Genomic DNA, 18,483 nt, shown 5'->3' with positions numbered 1-18,483 from the left:
GGGCGACGAGGTCGGGATCTGTGGATAGCTGGTGCCGATGTGGACAACACCATAGCCGAACAGGTGTTCGAGTCCAGCGGTGACACACCAGCGGGTTACGCTGGCGCGCCCCACGGGCGGAAGCGAGGAGAAAACCGCAGTTCAGCGGCGTTCCGGTGGCACGTCGAAGGCCTCGCAGACGGCGCGCCAGATCGCCTTGGGGTCCATTCCGGCCTCCATGGCCTGGTCCACGGTGCGCCCGCCGAGGGCGGAGAACACGTGCGTGCTGGCCATCAGCTCGGCGCGGACCTCGCCGAACTCGTCGCTCATCCGGCTGCGGAAAACGGTGATACGCATCGCGGCCAGGCTACGCTCGGGGTGTGTTCTCCGACGGCGACCCCACCGGTCTCTCCTCCCCCATCGGCCAGCTGATCATCGCGTGCGGCCTGGTCGGCGTGATCGTTGCCGGGCTGATCTGGTTCCGGCAGAACCGCAACCGCTGACCGGCCACCCGGTCAGCGCCGCTGGTCAGCGCCGCAGCGACCGCAGCAGGCAGAGGACGAGGAACGGCAGCGCGACGAAGCCGACGACCAGGCCGAGCACGCGGTAGGACCACACCGTCACCACCACCCCCGCGGTGATCCCGCCGAGCGCGCCGCCGAGGTTCATCGCCAGGTCGGACACGCCCTGCAGGGCGGGCCGGTCGGCCAGCGGCACCGACTCGGTGAGCAGCGCCGAACCCGACACCATCCCGGCTGACCAGCCGAAACCGAGCAGCACCAGCCCCACGGCCAACTGCGGCGCGTCGTGCGAGGCCGCCGTGCCCGCCACCCCGGCCGCCGCGACCACCAGGGCCGCCGCCGTCGCCAGGACCGGCACCCTGCCCCAGCGGTCGGCCATCCAGCCGAACACCGGGCTTGCCGCGTACATGCCCGCGATGTGCAGGCTGATCACCACCCCGACCAGGGTGAGCGAGGCCCCGCCGTGGTCCATGTGCACCGGGGTCATGGTCATCAGGCCGACCATCGCGGTGTGGCACAGCACGATGCCGCCGAGCGCCAACCAGCCCATCGGGTGAAGGTTGGCCAGCCTGCCGGGCCAGCGCAGCCGGACCGCGCCGCCGTGTGCGGGACAGGACGGCCCCGGCTCGGGCTCCAGCCCGGAGCGCGCCAGCACCAGCGGGTCGGGGCGCAGGCCGAACCACACCCAGGCCGCCGCCGCGCCGAAGCCCAGCACCGACAACAGGAACGGGCCGGACCGCTCGGCCAGCCCGACCGCCCCGGCCAGCCGCTGCGCGGGTTCTGCGAGGTTGGGCCCGGCCACCGCGCCGACCGTGGTCGCCCACACCACCAGCGACAGCGAGCGGGCCCTGCGGTCCGGGGCGGCGAGGTCAGTGGCGGCGTAGCGGGCCGCGAGGTTGGCGGTGCTGCCCCCGCCCACCAGCACGAGCGCGGCCAGCAGCAGCGGCCACGTGCCGAGCGCGATGGCGGTCGCGGCCACCGCCGCGCCGACCGCGGCCAGGCCGTAGCCCATGATCAACGCGGGTCTGCGGCCCCTGCGCTCGGCGAGCCGGGCGGCGGGCAACGACAGCAGCGCGGCGCCCACCACCACGCTGGTCTGCGCCATCCCGCCGACCACATCGGAGCCGGACAGCGCGGAGGCGGCGAGCGAGCTGACCGTGACACCGGTGGCCACGCCGATCCCACCGAGCACCTGGCTGGCGGTGAGCGTGCCGAGCACCCGGCGCTGCACCGCGGCCAGCGGCCGGTCCAGCACTCCCGTCACTGCGTGTCTTCCAGGCGCAACGACCGTCCGATGATCTCCTTCATGATCTCGTTGGTGCCCGCGTAGATGGCCTGCACCCGACCGTCGAGGAAGAGCTTGGAGATCGGGTACTCGCTCATGTAGCCGTAGCCGCCGTGCAGCTGCAGGCAGCGGTCGGCGACCTTCCTGGCCAGCTCGGAGGTCCACAGCTTGGCCATGGCCGCGTCGGTCGCGGACAGCCCGCCCGCGTTGAGGTCGCGGATGCAGCGGTCGGTGAAGACCTGGGTGACCCAGTACTCGGTCTCCATCTCGGCGAGCTCGAAGCGGGTGTTCTGGAACGAGCCGACGCTGCGCCCGAACGCCTTGCGCCCGCGCACGTACTCCTTGGTCAGGTCCAGTGCGGCGCTGACCGTGGCGATCGAGCCGACGGCGACGGAGAGCCGCTCCTGCGGCAGCATCGCCATCAGGTGGTAGAAGCCGCGGTTCTCCTCACCGACGAGGTTCTCGGCGGGCACCCGCACGTCCTCGAAGAACAGCTCAGCGGTGTCCTGGGCCTTCAGGCCGATCTTGTCCAGGTTGCGGCCGCGGGAGAACCCGGCCATCCCGCGCTCCACGGCGAGCAGGCTCAGCCCCTTGCTGCCCGGCGCCTCCGGGTCGGTCTTGACCACCACCAGCACCAGGTCGGCGTTGATGCCGTTGGTGATGAAGATCTTCGAGCCGTTGAGCACGTAGTCCGAGCCGTCGCGGCGCGCGTAGGTGCGGATGCCCTGCAGGTCCGAGCCCGCGCCCGGCTCGCTCATGGCGACGGCGGTGATCAGCTCGCCGGAGCAGAACCCGGGCAGCCACCTGCGCTTCTGCTCGTCGTCGGCCAGGTCTCGCAGGTACGGGCCGACGACGTCGGTGTGCAGGCCGAACCCGAGGCCGGTCGCGCCCGCGCGGACGATCTCCTCGTTGACCACGGTGTTGAACCGGAAGTCGGGTTGGCCACCGCCGCCGTGCTCCTCCGGCATGTCGAAGCCGAGCATGCCGAGCTCACCGGCCGCCGCCCAGATCTCCCTGGGGACGATGCCGTCGGACTCCCACCGCTCGTGCCGGGGCAGCACCTCGTCGGCGAGGAAACGGCGCACCATCTCCCGGAACGCGTCATGGTCGGCTTCGAAGAGATCACGCTGCATCAGCCGATCGTGACACGCGGGAATCTCCTCGGGATAGCTCCGGTCAGGTCCCCGGCTGGACTCGCTTCTCGAAGTAGTCGGCGAGGTCGTTGGCCTTGAGCGTGGTGCCGGAGCCGCCGATCACCGTCATCATCCCGAACACCGGGCGGTCCTTGACGGTGAAGACGAGGTAGCCGACGCCGTCGATGGTGGTCGCCTGGTAGTGGCCGTTGAGCCCGTTGCCGCCCCAGTCCGCCTCGACCTGCTCGGACTTGGACTGGCCGATCAGGGTGCTGGCGATGTCCTGGCCGACCGTGCTCGCCGGGGGGTGGGCGTAGGAGACGGAGAGGTCGGGCGAGCCGGGCAGCTGGCAGGTCACCTTCGCGCCCTGGACCTTGCCGAGCGTGTCCTGCGCGAGGCTGCCCACCCCCTGCTCGCACTTGACGGTGTCGGCGAGGGAGCCTGCGAGCTGGCGGGTGCACTCGGTGAAGCCCTTGGGGTCGGCCTCGCCCTGCTCCTGGCAGTCACTGGCGCTGGGCAGGCCGGAGCCGTTGAGCAGGACCACGCCGAGCACCACCGCGAGCGCGACCACCACGGCCGCGGCCACGCCGATGAGCAGCGGCTTGGAGCTCTTCGGCTTCGGCTTCGGCTGCCCCTGGGCCGGGAAGCCGCCGTACTGCGGCGCGGGCTGGTGCTGCACCTGCTGCGGGCCGGTGGTCGGGTAGGCCGGGCCGGTGGTGACGGTGGTGGGGTACGGCGCGGTGACCCCGCCCTGGTAGAGCTCCTGCGGCGGCGGGAGCTGTCCGGTGCGGGCGCTGGTGCCGTCCTGGGGCACGTGGTGCGCGCCGAGCGCGACCGCGGTCTCCGGCTGGTCCAGGCTGGTCGGGACCACGCGCAGCCGCTCGGAGATCAGCTTGGCCACCAGCGGGATGCGGCTGGAGCCGCCGACGAGGTAGATGCCCGCGAGCGACTCCGGGCTCAGCCCCGCCGAGGCGATGGTGTCGGCGAGCAGCTCGGTGCTGCGCAGCAGGCTGGGGCGGATCAGCGCCTCCAGCTCGGCACGGGTGACCAGCACGTCGTCGAAGGGCTCCGGCATCGGCACCTCGGTCTGCGGGTGCCGGGAGAGCGCCTCCTTGGCGGACTTCACGTCCTCCAGCAGGGTGCGGCGGGCGCGCCGGTCGCCGGTGGACTCCGGGCGCAGCACGCGCTGCCACTTCTCCGGGTCGCGGTAGGAGACCTCGCGGCCGACGTGCACCAGCAGCGCGTGGTCGACGTCGAGGCCGCCGAGGTCGGGCAGGCCGTTCTCGGCGAGCACAACGAAGCCGTTCGGGGTGGCCCCGACCACGGCGACGTCGAAGGTGCCCGCGCCGAGGTCGTAGACGGCGAGCGCCTGGCCTGGGGCGAGCGAGCGGTCCGGGAAGGAGGCGAAGTGGGCGGCGGCGGCGACCGGCTCGGGAACCAGGGTCAGCTGCGGGCCGAACCCGGCGAGCCGGGCGGCGGAGAGCAGCACGTTGCGCCGGATCGCGCCCCACTGCGCGGGATGGGTCAGCCGGACCTCGTCCGGCATCGAGCCGCCGAGCTGGCGCTTGGTCTCGTCGGCGACGCGCTGGAGCACCGCGGCCATCGCGTCGGTCACCGTGATCACGGTGTTGCCCAGCAGCAGCGTGGTGTCGTCCACCCGGCGCTTGGGGTTCGGCTCGAAGCGAGCCGGGTCGAGGCGGGCGCGCCGCTCGGCGTCCCTTCCGACGACCAGTCCGCCGTCCTCGCTGGCGAAGACCGCCGAGGGCATCGTCGCCGAGCCGTCGACCTCGACCACGCGTGGTGGCCTGCCGTGTGCTGACAACACGGCAACGGTGTTGGACGTACCCAGGTCCACCGACAGGACGCGCACTGCTCTCCCCTTGTCGTCACGGGACGCGGAGCGTCCGGAATGGACGCCGGGGTGTGATGCTGCCATGTCGGCGTTCGGCCACGTGGCGGGGTTGCCCAGATTGGGCGGTAATCCGTTCGGCGGAGGGCGTGATCATGGCTACGGTCGGCCGTCATGCGCCCCTTGAGCACCGAACGTCTCGATCTGGTTCCACTTCGTGTGGAGCACGCGGAGGAGATGACGGGCGTGCTGGCCGACCCCGCGCTGCACGAGTTCACCGGCGGTGAACCCGCGACGGCCGAACAGCTGCGCCTGCGGTACGAGCGGCAGGTGGCCGGTTCTCCCGATCCGGCCGTGACCTGGCTGAACCTCGTGATCAGGTTGCGCGGGGAAGACCGGCTGACCGGCTACGTGCAGGCCACCGTCGCCGAAGGCCGCGCGGAGATCGCGTGGGTTGTCGGCACACCGTGGCAGGGACGTGGGATCGCTTCGGAGTCCGCGCGCGCGTTGGCGGACTGGCTGCGCTCAACAGGCGTCAGGGAGATCGTCGCGCACGTTCACCCCGCGCATGCCGCGTCCGCTTCTGTGGCCGAGGCGGCCGGCCTGACGCGGACCGACACCGTGGTCGACGGCGAACTGCGTTGGCGGTGGGTGACAACCGCAGAGGGAACAGACGCGTCCTATAGGTGATGCCTTTCAACCACAATGACTTCTACCACCGGACCCTGTTGCGGCACGTGCCTTCGCACTGCGCGGACGCACTCGATGTCGGCTGCGGCGGCGGCAGCTTCGCCAGACGACTCGCGCGACACGCGGGATGGGTCGACGCGGTGGACACCTCCGCCGAAATGATCGACCTGGCCCGCACGCGGTCGATGGGCGCCGGGAACATCGAGTTCCGCGTCTGCGACCTGATGGGCATCGACGCGGCGCGCTACGACTTCGTCTCCTGCATCGCGACCGTGCACCACCTGCCGTCGTTCCCCGATGCGTTGGAGCGGCTGCGGGACTCGCTGCGCCCCGGCGGAGTGCTGGCGGTCCTGGGGCTCTACCGCGAGCAGACCGTGTCGGACTGGGCGATCAGCCTCTCGGCGGCTCCGGTGAACCTGCTGTTCAACGCCGTGACCAGGAAGCAGGCCGAGGTCACGCCGCCAGTCGCCGACCACTCGATGACGCTCGCGGACATCCGGACCGACGCGGACCGGGTCCTGCCTGGTCACCGCGTGCGCCGCCACCTCTTCTGGCGCTACTCGATGATCTACCGCAAACCCTAGGGACTGCGGGCTGTCAGACCCCTGGTTCAGGATGAGCGCGTGTCCACTGACCAGGTGCTCGACAGGTTCTCCCCGCCGACCAGGGAATGGTTCCGCGGGGCGTTCGCCGCGCCGACGGACGCCCAGGCCGGCGCGTGGAACGCGGTCGCCGACGGGGAGCACGCCCTGGTCGTCGCGCCGACCGGCTCCGGCAAGACCCTGGCGGCGTTCCTCTGGGCGCTGGACCAGCTCGCCCGTTCCGAACCACCCGCCGAGCCCCGGCACCGGTGCCGGGTCCTCTACGTCTCCCCGCTCAAGGCGCTCGCGGTGGACGTGGAGCGCAACCTGCGCGCGCCGCTAACCGGGATCAGGCAGGCGGCGCACCGGCTCGGGCTCGCCGAGCCGGGGATCTCGGTGGGCATGCGCACCGGCGACACCCCGGCCGACGAGCGCAGGGCCTTCGCCCGCAGGCCGCCCGACGTGCTGGTGACCACGCCGGAGTCGCTGTTCCTGCTGCTGACCTCGGCGGCGCGGGAGTCGCTCGCCGGGGTGCGCACGGTGATCGTCGACGAGGTGCACGCGGTCGCCGGGACCAAGCGCGGCGCGCACCTGGCGCTGTCGCTGGAGCGGCTGGACGCCCTGCTGGAGCGCCCGGCGCAGCGGATCGGCCTGTCCGCGACCGTGCGGCCGGTCGAGGAGGTCACCTCCTTCCTCGCGGGCGGGCGCCCGGTCCGGGTGGTGCGGCCGGAGAACCGCAAGGCGGTGGAGGTCCGGGTCGAGGTCCCGGTCGAGGACATGTCCACGTTGGACCGACCGGCGGACCCGCCGCCGGAGGACGAGGTGATCAGCGGCTCGGCGGCGGGCGCGGCCAGGCGGCCGTCGATCTGGCCCGCCGTGGAGGAACGGATTCTCGACCTGGTGCGGCGGCACCGCTCCACGATCGTCTTCGCCAACTCGCGGCGGCTGGCGGAGCGACTGACCTCCCGGCTCAACGAGCTGGCGAGCGAACCCCAGGCCCTGGAACGCTTCCCGGCCGATGCGGTCGGCGGCTCGGGCATCACCACGGGCGCGACGACGGTCGTCGCCAAGGCGCACCACGGTTCCATGGCGCGCGAACAGCGGACGCTGGTCGAGGAGGAGCTGAAGGCGGGCAGGCTGCCGTGCGTCGTGGCGACCTCGTCGCTGGAGCTCGGCATCGACATGGGCGCGGTGGACCTGGTGATCCAGGTGGAGGCCCCGCCGACGGTCGCGTCGGGGCTGCAACGCGTCGGCCGCGCCGGTCACCAGGTGGGCGCGGTGTCCAGGGGCGTGGTGTTCCCGAAGTTCCGCGGCGACCTGCTGTCCTGCGCGGTGGTGGCCGAGCGGATGGCCTCGGGTTCGATCGAGGCGCTGCGCTATCCCCGCAACCCCCTCGACGTGCTGGCGCAGCACGTGGTCGCGATGACCGCGATGGAGCCGTGGACGGTCGACGAGCTGGCCGCCGTGGTGCGAGGAGCGGCTCCGTTCGCGTCGCTGCCGGACTCGGCGCTGCACGCGGTGCTCGACATGCTCGCGGGGCGCTACCCCAGCGAGGAGTTCGGCGAGCTGCGCGCGCGGATCACCTGGGACCGCGTCACCGGAGTGCTCAAGGGACGACCGAGCGCGCAGCGGCTCGCGGTGACCTCGGGCGGCACGATCCCCGACCGCGGCCTGTTCACCGTGACCACGCCCGGTGAGGACGGCAAGGGCGGCTCGCGGGTGGGCGAGCTCGACGAGGAGATGGTCTACGAGTCGCGCGTCGGCGACGTGATCCTGCTGGGCACCTCCTCCTGGCAGGTCCAGGACATCACACACGACCGCGTGATCGTCACGCCCGCGCCGGGCCAGCCAGCGCGGCTGCCGTTCTGGAAGGGTGACGCGCTGGGCCGCCCGCTGGAGCTGGGCCGCGCGCTGGGCAGGTTCGTCCGCGAACTGTCCACTATGGACACTGAAGCCGCCGGGCGGCGGGCGGCGGAGGCCGGGCTCGACGAGCGGGCGACGCGGAACCTGCTCGACTACCTCGCCGAACAACGCGCGGCCACCCGGCACCTGCCGAACGACAGGACGATCCTGGTCGAGCGCTTCCGCGACGAGCTCGGCGACTGGCGCCTCGTCGTGCACTCCCCGTTCGGCGCGCAGGTCAACGCGCCGTGGGCGCTGGCGATCGGCGCCCACCTGCGCGAGAAGCACGGCTGGGACCCGCAGCTGGCGCACTCCGACGACGGGATCGTGCTGCGGCTGCCCACGGTGGGGCTCGACGACGGCTTCGACGACGCGGGCGCGGACATCCTGCCGACCGCGGAGGACGTGCTGATCAACCCCGAGGAGGTGGAGCAGATCGTGGTCGCCGAGCTGGGCGGCTCCGCCCTGTTCGCCGCCCGCTTCCGCGAGTGCGCCGCCCGCTCGCTGCTGCTGCCGCGCCGCGATCCGCGCCGCCGGTCACCGTTGTGGCAGCAGCGGCAACGCGCATCGCAGCTGCTGTCGGTCGCCGCGAAGTACGAGCGGTTCCCGGTGGTGCTGGAGGCCATGCGGGAGTGCGTCCAGGACGTCTACGACCTGCCCGGCCTGCGCGAGCTGATGGCCGAGGTGCGCTCCCGCAAGGTGCGCGTGGTCGAGGTGGAGACGCCGACCGCGTCGCCCTTCGCCCGCAGCCTGCTCTTCGGCTACGTGGGGATGTTCCTCTACGAGACCGACGCGCCCTTGGCGGAGCGGCGCGCCGCGGCGCTGTCGCTGGACTCGGCGCTGCTGGCGGAGCTGCTCGGCTCCGAGGCGATCCGCGAGCTGCTCGACCCCGACGTGCTGGCCGAGGTGCAGGCCCAGCTCCAGCGGCTGAGCCCGGACCGGCGGGCCCGCGACGCCGAGGACGCCGCGGACCTGCTGCGCGCACTCGGTGAACTGTCCACAGTGGAGGCCGCGGCGCGCGGTGTCCTTGAGGAGTGGCTCAGCGACCTGGAAACCCAGCGGCGGGTCATCCAGGTCCGCATCGCAGGCCAGCAGCGGTGGATCGCGATCGAGGACGCGGGCCGCGTGCGCGACGCGCTCGGCGTCGCCCTGCCGGTCGGCGTCCCGGAGGCGTTCACCGAACCGGTGGCCGACCCGCTCGGCGACCTGCTCTCCCGTTACGCCCGCACCCGTGGCCCGTTCTCGGCGGCCGAGGCCGCGCACCGCTTCGGGCTCGGTGTCGCCGTGGTCACCGGGGTGTTGGAGCGGCTCGCGGGAACCGGACGGCTGGTTCGCGGCGAACTGCGCCCGCTGCCCTCGGCCGACAGCGCACCGGTCACGGCGCTCGATCCCGCAGGCGGACCTTCGGCGGAGTTCTGTGACGCCGAGGTGCTCCGACGCCTGCGGCGCGCGTCGCTGGCGAAGCTGCGCGCGGAGGTGGAGCCGGTCGAACAGGCGGCACTCGGCCGGTTCCTGCCGTCCTGGCACGGCATCGGCGGCAGGGGTCGCGCGACCCGAGGCCAGTTCGCCCCGCGTTCGGCGGCGACCGTCGACGACCTGATGACGGTGGTCGAGCAGCTCGCGGGGGCACCGCTTCCGGCGAGCGCGCTGGAGTCGCTGATCCTGCCCGCGCGACTGCCCGGCTACTCCCCCGCCCTGCTCGACGAGCTGACCGCGACCGGCGAGGTCTCGTGGACCGGCTGCGGCTCCCTCGCGGGCGGAGACGGCTGGATCGCTTTGGCCCCAACGGATCTGGCCGACCTGTTGCTGCCGGAGGCCGAAGCGGAGGCCCCCGACGGCCCGCTGCACCGGGCGCTGCTATCCACTTTGGACGGTGGAGCGCAGTTCTTCCGGCAGCTGACCGATCGCGTGACCGGCGCCCTCGACGACCCCGTCGACGACGCGGCGGTGATCGCCGCGCTGTGGGACCTGGTCTGGTCGGGCCAGGTCACCAACGACACCCTCGCCCCACTGCGCGCACTGGTCTCGGGCAAGGGCGCGGCGCACAAACCCCGGCGCTCCGCCCCGCGCGGTCGTTACGCGCGCCTGCGCACCCCTCGCCCGGCGATGCCGAGCCGAACAGGGCCACCGACCGTGGCGGGCCGCTGGACCCTCGCCCCGGAGCGCGAGACCGACCCCACTCGTCGCGCGCACGCCCGCGCGGAGGCGTTCCTGGAGCGCCACGGCGTGCTGACCAGGGGCGCACTGGACACCGAGCGCGTCACCGGCGGCTTCGCGGGCGTCTACCGGGTGCTCCGGGCCATGGAGGAGTCCGGCCAGGTCGTCCGCGGCTACGTGGTCGACGGTCTCGGTGCCGCCCAGTTCGCGGCGCACGGCGCGGTCGATCGCCTCCGTGCGCTCTCCGCCACGTCGGGCCGCTCGCGCGACTCCGAGCCGACAGCGGTGGTCCTCGCCGCCGCGGACCCGGCCCAGCCCTACGGCGCCGCACTCGACTGGCCCGCGCCGATCGGCGACACCAAGCACCGCCCGGCCCGCAAGGCGGGCGCCCTCGCGGTCCTCGTCGACGGCCAACCGGTGTTCTACGTCGAACGAGGCGGCCGTTCCCTGCTGTCCTTCACCGAAGAGGAACCGGCGCTGCGAGCGGCGGCCGACGTCCTCGCGGGAGCGGTCCACGACGGCTGGCTGGGCCAGCTCGCGGTGCAACGAGCGGACGGCGAAGGTGCCCTCACCTCCCACCTCGCGGCCATCCTCCGCGAGGTGGGCTTCCGGGCCACGCCCAAGGGCCTCCGCCTCCGCGCCTGACGCCTGTCGTTCGACTAGGGGAACAGGGCGCTGTAGGCGTTCAGGGCGGGTTGGCCGCCCAGGTGGGCGTAGAGCACCGTGGAGTCGCGGGGGATCTCACCGGAGCTGACCAGGTCGATCAGGCCCGCCATGGACTTCCCCTCGTAGACCGGGTCGGTGACCATGCCTTCGAGGCGGGCCGCCACGCGCATGGCCGCGAGGGTGCGCTCGTCGGCAACGCCGTAGACGCCCGCGTGGTAGCGGTCGTCGAGCACCACTGGCGGCAGCCCGTCGACACCGAGCAGGGACGCGGTGCCCTCGGCGATGCGGGTGATCTGGTCCTCGGTGGCCTCGGGCGCCGCCGAGGCGTCGATGCCGATGATCCGGCGCGGTGGGCCGTCGAGCGCCGCGAAGCCCGCGACCATCCCGGCCTGCGTGGAGCCGGTGACCGAGCAGACCACGATGGTGTCGAAGAAGACGCCCAGCTCGCGCTCCTGCTCGGCGACCTCGGCCGCCCAGCCCGCGAAGCCCATGCCGCCAAGCCTGTGGTCGGAGGCGCCCGCCGGGATCGGGTACGGCGTGCCGCCGTCGGCGCGCACGTCGGCGAGTGCCGCCTCCCAGCTGGGGCGGACGCCGATGTCGAACTCCGCCTGCACCAGCCGCACGTCGGCGCCCATCATCCGGCTCAGCAGGATGTTGCCGACGCGGTCGTAGACCGGGTCCGGCCACTCCACCCAGCTCTCCTGCACCAGCACGCAGCGCAGCCCCGCGCGGGCCGCCGCGGCGGCGACCTGACGGGTGTGGTTGGACTGCACGCCGCCGATGGAGACGAGGGTGTCGCAGCCCTGGACGAGCGCGTCGGCGAGCAGGTACTCCAGCTTGCGGGTCTTGTTGCCGCCGTAGGCCAGACCGGAGTTGCAGTCCTCGCGCTTCGCCCAGACGCGCGCGCCACCGAGGTGGGCGCTCAGCCGCTCCAGCTCGTGCACCGGGGACGGGCCGAACAACAGCGGATAGCGCGGCAGCCCCGCCAGCCCCTGGCGCAGCGGGCCGGGTCCGGGCTGGTCGGCAGGATCAGACGACATGCTTTCCTCCTCGCGGCGGTTCCGGCCAGCTTGCCCGGTGCGCGCGACAGCGATGGTGGTTGTCCTGGTCAGCCAGCCGAAGCAACGGCGATCGTCGCCGAACGGCTGCCTCACGGAACAGAACCACCCAGGACCCGGTCACGGCAGTCGGCGGAGGTGTGAACCCGATGCGCCGTTCGTTGCGCCGAGCCTTACGAATGGGCGCATCGGGTTCCTCCGCACGGCGAGGGTCAGGCGGTGGCCAGGCGGAGCAGAGCCCAGAGCTGCGCCGAGGCGTGCCGGTCACCGACCAGGCGGACCGTGTGGTCGGGCGCGCGGCCCCACAGCCAGCGGTAGATCGCCGCGGGCTCGCCGGTGATGATCGCGTCCACGTTGGTCAGCCCGGTGGGCGCGGCGCGGAACACCGAGATGCCCTCCGGCTCCACGCGGACGTACCAGGCGTGGTCGGCGGTGCGGACACCGAGCGCGCAGCGGTGCGGACCGGTGATGCCCCTGGTGCGCAGGCGGTGGCCGAGCCACAGCAGCAGCACCTCGTCGACCCCGTCCAGCGCCACGTCCTCCGGCACGTCGAGCACCGTGCCGCCGAGCGCCGCCTGCACGTCGATGCGGTGCATCGTGCTCTCGTGCGCCATCCGCCGCCGCCAGAAGCCGTAGGTCTGGTCCTGCGGCCACCAGCTGGGACAGGGGTCCTCCGGCTCGTGCTCGCCCAGCTTCACCACGAGGTCGACGAGGCTGGCCCGCAGCACGCCGCGCTGGTCGTGCGCGTCGGCGTCCGGATCGCGCTGCTCCGGCACCGGCCACGCGGGCGTGCCGCGCGTGCGCATCCACGCCAGCGCGCCCCGGTAGCCGTCGGTGGCCTGGCGCAGCACCGCGCCGACGGTGAGCCCCGGACGGCCGGGGACCGGGAGGTCCGTCGCGCCCGGGTGCGCCGAGTCGGCGAGCGTCTCGCCCTCGGTCACCAGGACGTCGAGCAGCCTGCCGTGATCGATGAGAGCCGCGCCGCTCACCGCCCCGCCCCGTGCACGATCCGCCTGACCAGTGCCAGGAACTCGCCGGTGCGGCGGACCAGGTCGTCGGCGACGTCGGCGTCGACCAGGCGGCTGGCACCCGCCTGCACCGCGGCCCTGCGCGAGGAGCCCGCGGCGAAGAACGCCGCCCATTCGCGCAGCTCAGGGGCGTTGGTGACGAGCAGCTCCCAGACGCTGGCCGGGCGGGAGCGGGCCCGGTGCGGGCGGCCGCGCATCGCGAGCACGGCGGCCGAGCCGCGGATCGCCGCGAGGTAGGCCACCGTGTAGCGGTCGGCGGGAGAGGTGGAGCCCTCCGCCTCGTGCAGCGTGCGCACGGCGTGCGCGAACAGCGCGACGGCCTGCGGGTTGCGGGGCGCGGGCACCGCCGCGTTGGCGTTGTCGGGACGGCGGGGGGACGGGACCGGGAAGTGCAGAGGGACGGACATCTCGGCCTCCAGGGTGACGTCAGTGATCGACGGGTTGCCGAGGGGAAGCCGGCGGTGCTCGGTGGCGGAGTGCTTCCCCCACCCCGCCACCGAGCGTCGTCCGAGCAGCGTCGGCACCGAGTCCCCGAGGACTCAGGCTTCGAACACCCGTTCGAACATCACCAACGATACCCGTGGGGTCTGACAGTCTCAAGAGAGTCCAGGTCCGGGCCGGTTCAGGACAGTTCCGGGGGCGGGACGGGCCCCGGCGGCGGGGACGTGGTCTGATGAGGCGGTGAGCTCACTGGACCACCCCGGCATCCACAAGGTCGTCACCGCACTCGCCGAGGCCGGGCTCGATTCGGCCGCGGCCGGGGTCCGCGTGCTGACCGACGACGTCCGCACCGCCGCGCAGGCCGCCGCCGCGCTCGGCGTCGAGGTGGGCGCGATCGCCAACAGCCTGGTCTTCACCGCCGACGGCGCCCCGCTGCTGGTGCTGACCTCCGGCGCGCACCGGGCCGACACCGCGCTGCTCGCCGACCTGGTCGGCGTGGACGAGGTCGGCAGGGCCGCCCCGGACTTCGTCCGCGAGCACACCGGGCAGGCCATCGGCGGCGTCGCGCCGGTCGGCCACCCGGCGCCGATCAGGACGGTGGTCGACAGCGCCCTGGCGAACCACCCCCGGGTCTGGGCGGCCGCGGGGCACCCGAAGGCGGTCTTCCCCACCACCTTCGCCGACCTGGTCGCGCTCACCGGCGGCACCCCCGCGGAGGTGGCCAGGTGACGTTGGCCCCCCGCCCGGAACAGCAGCGGCTGATCGAGCTCTCCGCCGCGGACCTGCGCCCGAGGCTGGACGAGGCGCTGGAGCTCTACGTCGCCGCCATGGACTACCCGCCCGACACCGTCCGCCAGCGGGCGCCGATGTGGCTGGCGCACATGATGCGCGAGGGCTGGCGTTGCGTGGTGGCGCTGGACGAGAACGAGGCGCTCGCCGGGATCTCCTACGGCTACCGGGGCGCGGCCGGCCAGTGGTGGCACGAGCAGGTGCGCCGCGGGCTGACCGCGCGGACCGACGCCGAACCGTCCACTGTGGACGAGTGGATGCGGGACTACTTCGAGCTGACCGAGCTGCACGTGCGCCCGGACGCGCAGGCGCGCGGCCTCGGCGAGGCGCTGCTGCGCCGCCTGGTCGGCACGGTGGACTCCGAGCGCGTGCTGCTGTCCACGCCGGAGGGCCCCACGCGCGCGTGGAAGCTCTACCGCAGGCTCGGGTTCCAGGACGTGCTGCGCCACTACCAGTTCACCGGCGACCCCCGACCCTTCGCCGTGCTGGGCCGCGTCCTGCCGATCGAGGCCAACCCCGTCGCCACGACGGACTAGCGGTTGAGGTCGGCGACCACACTGGCCGGGCGGGTACCGGAGGCCGGCTGCTCGTAGAAGTCCACCGCGACGAAGTTCGGCTTGCGCCCGGCGGCCGGGGTGCACGTCTCGCGCACGCGCTTCGCGAGCTTGTCCCCGTTGTCGGAGCGGACCGCGAGATCCACCGGCACGTCCCGGAAGTGGTTCATCACGAACAGCCGCGTGAAGTTCGGCTCGGTCTTGTTCAGCGGAACGTCCGACCACCTGCTGACGCACTCCAGCTTGTCGCCGAGCGGCCCGATGCTCCAGTAGTTCTCGACCGTGTAGTCCTTGCCGTAGAACACGCCCATCGACTCGCGCCCGGGGGCGCTGGAGAGCATCAGCAGCCGCTTGTTCCGCGCCACCATCTCGCTCAGCTTCGGCCAGCCCTGCTCGCGGACCTTCCACTCGTCCGGCCGGAAGACCAGGTCGTTGAGCCCGGAGACCCCGGCCAGGGTGCCGCTCAGCGCGGAGGCGTCCGCGTAGTCCTCCAGCAGCAGGGTGACGACCTCGCCGCGGTTCTCGTTGAGGAAGTCGACGATCGTCCGCAGCGCCCCGGCGAAGCTCTGCCGCGGGATCCCGTGGTGCAGCCCGGGCACGGGACCGCACTCGCGGCCGTCGTTGTGGCACAGATGCACTTCGTTGCCGTACATGTGCAGGTCGAGCATCAGTCCGCGCACGCCGTCGGTGAGCTGCTTGCGCAGGCTCTGCCCCTGGTTGGGCGGGAACCACTTCGCGTCGCCCGTGCTGACATGGGCGTTGTGCGAGGTCAGGTACGTCAGGTCGGCGAGGGTCTTCTCGGCGGGTACCGGAGCGGCGGGAAGCACCGCGAGTACAGCGGCAAGGGCCAGGCGCGACGCTGCGGACATACACCCCTCCAGAACTCAACGCGAGTGATCGTCACGTTAAGGCTCCCGAGGGGTGCGCCGACACCACCGAAAGTCGGCCAGGGGCCTGCCCCGCAACCCATCCCGCTGCCCCGAGGTGACACCTCCCCCATGCCCCCCAGCCCCCGTGCCCCCATGCCCCCGTGGCCCGGCTGGCGTGGCTGGCGTGGCCGAGGTTTTCGCGTTTTGTCACCTTAATGCGAAATGGGAGCGCTCTTTCGCGCAACAAGGTGACAAAACGCGAAAAGCGGGGCACGCGAGTGAGGGTGCCGGGGAGGTGGCGAGATGGTGTCGCCACTTCCAGGACACGACCTAGCCGATCATCTGCTCGCGGAGCAGGTCCAGCCCCATCGCGCCGGCCCGCAACGCCTTGGTGTGGAAGGACTTCAGGTCGAAGTCCGCACCCTGGCGAGCCTTGGCCTCCTCGCGCGCGGCCAGCCACAGCCGCTCGCCGAGCTTGTAGGACGGGGCCTGTCCGGGCCAGCCCAGGTAGCGGTCGATCTCGTCGCGCACGTGCGTCGGGTCGGTGATCGTCCGGGTCAGCATGAACTCCAGGCCCAGGTCCGGGGTCCAGCGCTCGCCCTCGTGGAAGCCGGTGCCCTTCGGGATCTCCAGCTCCAGGTGCATGCCGATGTCCACCACCACGCGGGCGGCGCGGAACAGGTGCGCGTCGAGCATGCCCAGCAGGTCGCCGTCGTCGTCGAGGTAGCCGAGTTCGCGCATCAGCCGCTCCGAGTACAGCGCCCAGCCCTCGCCGTAGCCCGACACCCAGCACATCAGGCGCTGGAAGCGGTTGAGCTCGGCGGCCTGGTGGACCGCCGTGGCGATCTGCAGGTGGTGGCCGGGAACGCCCTCGTGGTAGACGGTGCTGACCTCGCGCCAGGTGGAGAACTCCTCGCGGTCGGCGGGCACCGACCACCACATCCGGCCGGGACGGCTGAAGTCGTCGGTCGGACCGGTGTAGTACGCGCCGACGCCGCCGCCGGGCGGCGCGATCTTGCACTCCAGCCTCATCAGCGGGTCCGGGATGTCGAAGTGGACGTCCCTGACCTCGGCCAGCGCCCGGTCGGAGAGCTGCTGCATCCACGCGGCCAGCGCGTCCTGGCCGTGCACCCGGTAGCGCGGGTCGGCGTCGAGAGCCGCGGCGGCCTCGGCCAACGTGGACCCGGGGCGGATCCGGTTCGCGACCTGCTTCATCTCGGCCTCGATGCGGGAGAACTCCGCCCAGCCCCACTCGTACGCCTCGTGCAGGTCCAGCTTCGCGCCGGTGAAGTAGCGCGACTCCAACCGGTAGTGGTCCTCGCCGACCGCGTCCCGCTTCGGTGCCCTCGGCGCGAGCTCTTCGCGCAGGAACCGGGCGAACTCGCCGTAGGCCCGCGCGGCCGCGTCGGCGCCGGTCCGCAGGTCGGTGCGCAGCGCGTCGCTGACGCCGTCGACCTTGTCGGCCGCGGCCACCATGGTCGCGAAGAAGGACGTGCCGCCGCGCAGGCCCGCCCAGGTCTCGCACTGCTCGGCGACGCCGGAGACCTGCCGGATCGCCGAGACGTGGCCCTTGTCCGCGGAGTGCAGCAGCGAGGCGCGCAGCCCGTCGAGGGCCTGCGGCGCCTTGGCCAGCCTGGTCGAGATCACCGCCCAGTCGTCAGCGGTGTCGCTGGCCATCAGGTCGAAGACCTGGCGCAGGTCCTGCACAGGGCTGGAGATGACGTTGAGCGAGGCGGTGGTCAGCCCCGCCTCGTGGCGCTCGACGTCCAGCCCGACGCGCTCCTGGAAGACCGCCTTGGCCAGCCGCTCACCGTCGGTAGCCGGTTCGGCGGCACCGATCTCCCGCAGCGCCCGCGCGGCCAGCTCGGCCCGCGCCTGGTGGCCCTCCGGCGAGTAGTCCGTCAGGTTCTCGTCCTGGCCGGGGACACCGAGGTAGGTCGCCGTGCTGGGGTCGAGCACGGCGTAGTCGTTGACGAAGGCGTCGCTGATCTCGTGGATCACCGAGGACCCGCTTGCGGGGGCTGGCGCGGAGCGGCTGGCTGACATGGGCCGCACGCTACCTCAGCGGATACCCGCGGCACCGGCTCCGTGAACGTGATGTCCAGAGTCCTCTATGCGGGTGTCGTGGCAGCGGTCCCGCTGGCACGATGTGCCGATGCCGACCGGACCCCGTCGCCGCGCCGTCCTGGTGTTGGCGCTGCTCACGGCGCTGCTGCTGAGTGGCTGCGTGCGGGCGAGGATGACGCTGTCGGTCTCCGAGGACGACCGGGTCACCGGCGACCTCCAGGTGCTCGCCGCCCCGCAGCACGACGGCGACGCGGGCCCGCAGCTGGTGGTGCCGACCGAGCTGGCCGGACGGGCGCGGGTGACCAAGGCGAGCGCGGCGGACGGCTTCACCGGCTCCCAGCTCACCTTCACCGGGCTCACCTTCGAGGAGCTGCGGCTGCTGTCGGCGACCGCGGTGGGCGACAGCGGCAAGTACCGGTTCGGCCTGCGCCGCTCCGGAGGACTGGTGACGCTGTCCGGTTCGGTGGACCTCACCCAGCTCGCCCCGGACCGCACGGACGTGCAGATCAAGGTCAACTTCCCCGGCAAGGTCAACAGCGGCAACGGCCGCGCCCGGGGCAACGAGATCTCCTGGTCGCCGAAGGCGGGGCAGGTCACCGAGCTCACCGCGCTCGCCCGCTACGCGGACGCCACCACCGAGGCGTGGGTGCTCTGGGCGATCATCGTCGGCGCGGGCACCGGCTGCGCGGCGGTCACCGTGATGGTGATGGCCTACGTCAGCCACCGAAGACACCGGCAGTCGTTCGCCTGGGCCTGAGCCCGGAGCCCACCGCGCCTGCCCTGGCCGCCGGGACACGACCTAGACCTCGGCACGGACCAGCTGGCGTGGTCGGTCTTTTCGCGTTTTGTCACCTTGATGCGCAAGAGAGCGCTCCCAAATCGCATTAAGGCTACAAAACGCGAGAAGAGGGGCA

At 72.6% G+C, this 18,483-nt stretch carries 16 protein-coding genes; 7 read left to right on the top strand and 9 right to left on the bottom strand.

Annotated elements, in window-relative coordinates; all coding sequences use genetic code 11:
- Positions 1–141 precede the first annotated feature (141 nt).
- Positions 142–336 carry a DUF3046 domain-containing protein gene (locus ACFFQA_RS00970; protein ID WP_377849582.1) on the bottom strand — a complete coding sequence of 65 codons (195 nt, stop codon included), beginning with the start codon at positions 334–336 and terminating at the stop codon, positions 142–144.
- A gap of 23 nt (positions 337–359) precedes the next feature.
- Between ACFFQA_RS00970 and ACFFQA_RS00965 the strand changes: the two genes are divergently transcribed.
- The gene (locus ACFFQA_RS00965; protein ID WP_377849581.1) at positions 360–482 is read left to right on the top strand and encodes a hypothetical protein; all 123 of its coding nucleotides are present in this window, start codon (positions 360–362) and stop codon (positions 480–482) included.
- A gap of 25 nt (positions 483–507) precedes the next feature.
- Here the strand turns inward: ACFFQA_RS00965 and ACFFQA_RS00960 are convergent, their stop codons facing one another.
- The 3 genes from ACFFQA_RS00960 to ACFFQA_RS00950 are packed head-to-tail and all read right to left on the bottom strand — an operon-like array spanning position 508 to position 4,788.
- Entirely contained in the window at positions 508–1,764 is a 1,257-nt protein-coding gene (locus tag ACFFQA_RS00960) for an MFS transporter (RefSeq protein ID WP_377849580.1), read from the bottom strand.
- Positions 1,761–2,918, bottom strand: coding sequence for an acyl-CoA dehydrogenase family protein (locus ACFFQA_RS00955; protein WP_377849579.1), 1,158 nt, complete (start codon positions 2,916–2,918; stop codon positions 1,761–1,763). Before ACFFQA_RS00955 ends, ACFFQA_RS00960 begins: the two co-directional genes overlap by 4 nt.
- 43 nt (positions 2,919–2,961) lie before the next feature.
- Positions 2,962–4,788, bottom strand: a complete 1,827-nt coding sequence (locus ACFFQA_RS00950; RefSeq protein ID WP_377849578.1) for an Hsp70 family protein — start codon at positions 4,786–4,788, stop codon at positions 2,962–2,964.
- Between the two features lie 153 nt (positions 4,789–4,941).
- On the opposite strand from ACFFQA_RS00950, the gene ACFFQA_RS00945 reads away from it, so the two are divergent.
- The 3 genes from ACFFQA_RS00945 to ACFFQA_RS00935 are packed head-to-tail and all read left to right on the top strand — an operon-like array spanning position 4,942 to position 10,742.
- Complete coding sequence (locus tag ACFFQA_RS00945; protein ID WP_377849577.1) at positions 4,942–5,457, top strand: GNAT family N-acetyltransferase; 516 nt, start codon at positions 4,942–4,944, stop codon at positions 5,455–5,457.
- The gene (locus ACFFQA_RS00940; protein ID WP_377849576.1) at positions 5,457–6,041 is read left to right on the top strand and encodes a class I SAM-dependent methyltransferase; all 585 of its coding nucleotides are present in this window, start codon (positions 5,457–5,459) and stop codon (positions 6,039–6,041) included. Before ACFFQA_RS00945 ends, ACFFQA_RS00940 begins: the two co-directional genes overlap by 1 nt.
- 39 nt (positions 6,042–6,080) lie before the next feature.
- On the top strand, positions 6,081–10,742 hold the full coding sequence (locus ACFFQA_RS00935) for an ATP-dependent helicase (RefSeq protein ID WP_377849575.1): 4,662 nt from the start codon (positions 6,081–6,083) through the stop codon (positions 10,740–10,742).
- A gap of 14 nt (positions 10,743–10,756) precedes the next feature.
- On the opposite strand, the gene ACFFQA_RS00930 is transcribed toward ACFFQA_RS00935, so the two are convergent.
- From ACFFQA_RS00930 to ACFFQA_RS00920, 3 genes are all read right to left on the bottom strand, one after another.
- Positions 10,757–11,803 carry a 1-aminocyclopropane-1-carboxylate deaminase gene (locus ACFFQA_RS00930; protein ID WP_377849574.1) on the bottom strand — a complete coding sequence of 349 codons (1,047 nt, stop codon included), beginning with the start codon at positions 11,801–11,803 and terminating at the stop codon, positions 10,757–10,759.
- Between the two features lie 230 nt (positions 11,804–12,033).
- Positions 12,034–12,810: a maleylpyruvate isomerase N-terminal domain-containing protein gene (locus ACFFQA_RS00925; RefSeq protein WP_377849573.1), complete on the bottom strand. Its 777-nt coding sequence runs from the start codon at positions 12,808–12,810 to the stop codon at positions 12,034–12,036.
- Entirely contained in the window at positions 12,807–13,373 is a 567-nt protein-coding gene (locus ACFFQA_RS00920) for an SAV_6107 family HEPN domain-containing protein (RefSeq protein WP_377849572.1), read from the bottom strand. Before ACFFQA_RS00920 ends, ACFFQA_RS00925 begins: the two co-directional genes overlap by 4 nt.
- A gap of 157 nt (positions 13,374–13,530) precedes the next feature.
- Between ACFFQA_RS00920 and ACFFQA_RS00915 the strand changes: the two genes are divergently transcribed.
- Together ACFFQA_RS00915 and ACFFQA_RS00910 are read left to right on the top strand one after the other, a co-directional pair.
- On the top strand, positions 13,531–14,019 hold the full coding sequence (locus tag ACFFQA_RS00915) for a YbaK/EbsC family protein (protein WP_377849571.1): 489 nt from the start codon (positions 13,531–13,533) through the stop codon (positions 14,017–14,019).
- Positions 14,016–14,615 (top strand): GNAT family N-acetyltransferase, encoded by a 600-nt coding sequence (locus ACFFQA_RS00910; RefSeq protein WP_377849570.1) that lies wholly within the window; start codon positions 14,016–14,018, stop codon positions 14,613–14,615. Before ACFFQA_RS00915 ends, ACFFQA_RS00910 begins: the two co-directional genes overlap by 4 nt.
- Here ACFFQA_RS00910 and ACFFQA_RS00905 read toward each other — a convergent pair.
- Both ACFFQA_RS00905 and ACFFQA_RS00900 read right to left on the bottom strand, forming a co-directional pair.
- Positions 14,612–15,502, bottom strand: a complete 891-nt coding sequence (locus ACFFQA_RS00905; protein WP_377849569.1) for a PI-PLC domain-containing protein — start codon at positions 15,500–15,502, stop codon at positions 14,612–14,614. The genes ACFFQA_RS00910 and ACFFQA_RS00905 overlap by 4 nt on opposite strands.
- A gap of 330 nt (positions 15,503–15,832) precedes the next feature.
- Positions 15,833–17,548: a DUF885 domain-containing protein gene (locus ACFFQA_RS00900; RefSeq protein ID WP_377849568.1), complete on the bottom strand. Its 1,716-nt coding sequence runs from the start codon at positions 17,546–17,548 to the stop codon at positions 15,833–15,835.
- A gap of 109 nt (positions 17,549–17,657) precedes the next feature.
- Here ACFFQA_RS00900 and ACFFQA_RS00895 point away from each other — a divergent pair, with 109 nt between their 5' ends.
- On the top strand, positions 17,658–18,326 hold the full coding sequence (locus tag ACFFQA_RS00895; RefSeq protein WP_377849567.1) for an LppM family (lipo)protein: 669 nt from the start codon (positions 17,658–17,660) through the stop codon (positions 18,324–18,326).
- The last annotated feature ends 157 nt before the right edge of the window (positions 18,327–18,483 follow it).

Origin of the sequence: Allokutzneria oryzae (assembly GCF_042429765.1) — a bacterium.
Lineage (GTDB): Bacteria > Actinomycetota > Actinomycetes > Mycobacteriales > Pseudonocardiaceae > Allokutzneria > Allokutzneria oryzae.
This window is presented reverse-complemented; position numbering and strand designations above follow the sequence as displayed.

Coding starts and splice junctions, on each gene's coding strand:
- ACFFQA_RS00970 (WP_377849582.1), bottom strand. CDS start 336: ATGCGTATCACCGTTTTCCGCAGCCGGATGAGCGACGAGTTCGGCGAG.
- ACFFQA_RS00955 (WP_377849579.1), bottom strand. CDS start 2,918: ATGCAGCGTGATCTCTTCGAAGCCGACCATGACGCGTTCCGGGAGATG.
- ACFFQA_RS00945 (WP_377849577.1), top strand. CDS start 4,942: ATGCGCCCCTTGAGCACCGAACGTCTCGATCTGGTTCCACTTCGTGTG.
- ACFFQA_RS00940 (WP_377849576.1), top strand. CDS start 5,457: ATGCCTTTCAACCACAATGACTTCTACCACCGGACCCTGTTGCGGCAC.
- ACFFQA_RS00930 (WP_377849574.1), bottom strand. CDS start 11,803: ATGTCGTCTGATCCTGCCGACCAGCCCGGACCCGGCCCGCTGCGCCAG.
- ACFFQA_RS00905 (WP_377849569.1), bottom strand. CDS start 15,502: ATGTCCGCAGCGTCGCGCCTGGCCCTTGCCGCTGTACTCGCGGTGCTT.
- ACFFQA_RS00900 (WP_377849568.1), bottom strand. CDS start 17,548: ATGTCAGCCAGCCGCTCCGCGCCAGCCCCCGCAAGCGGGTCCTCGGTG.
- ACFFQA_RS00895 (WP_377849567.1), top strand. CDS start 17,658: ATGCCGACCGGACCCCGTCGCCGCGCCGTCCTGGTGTTGGCGCTGCTC.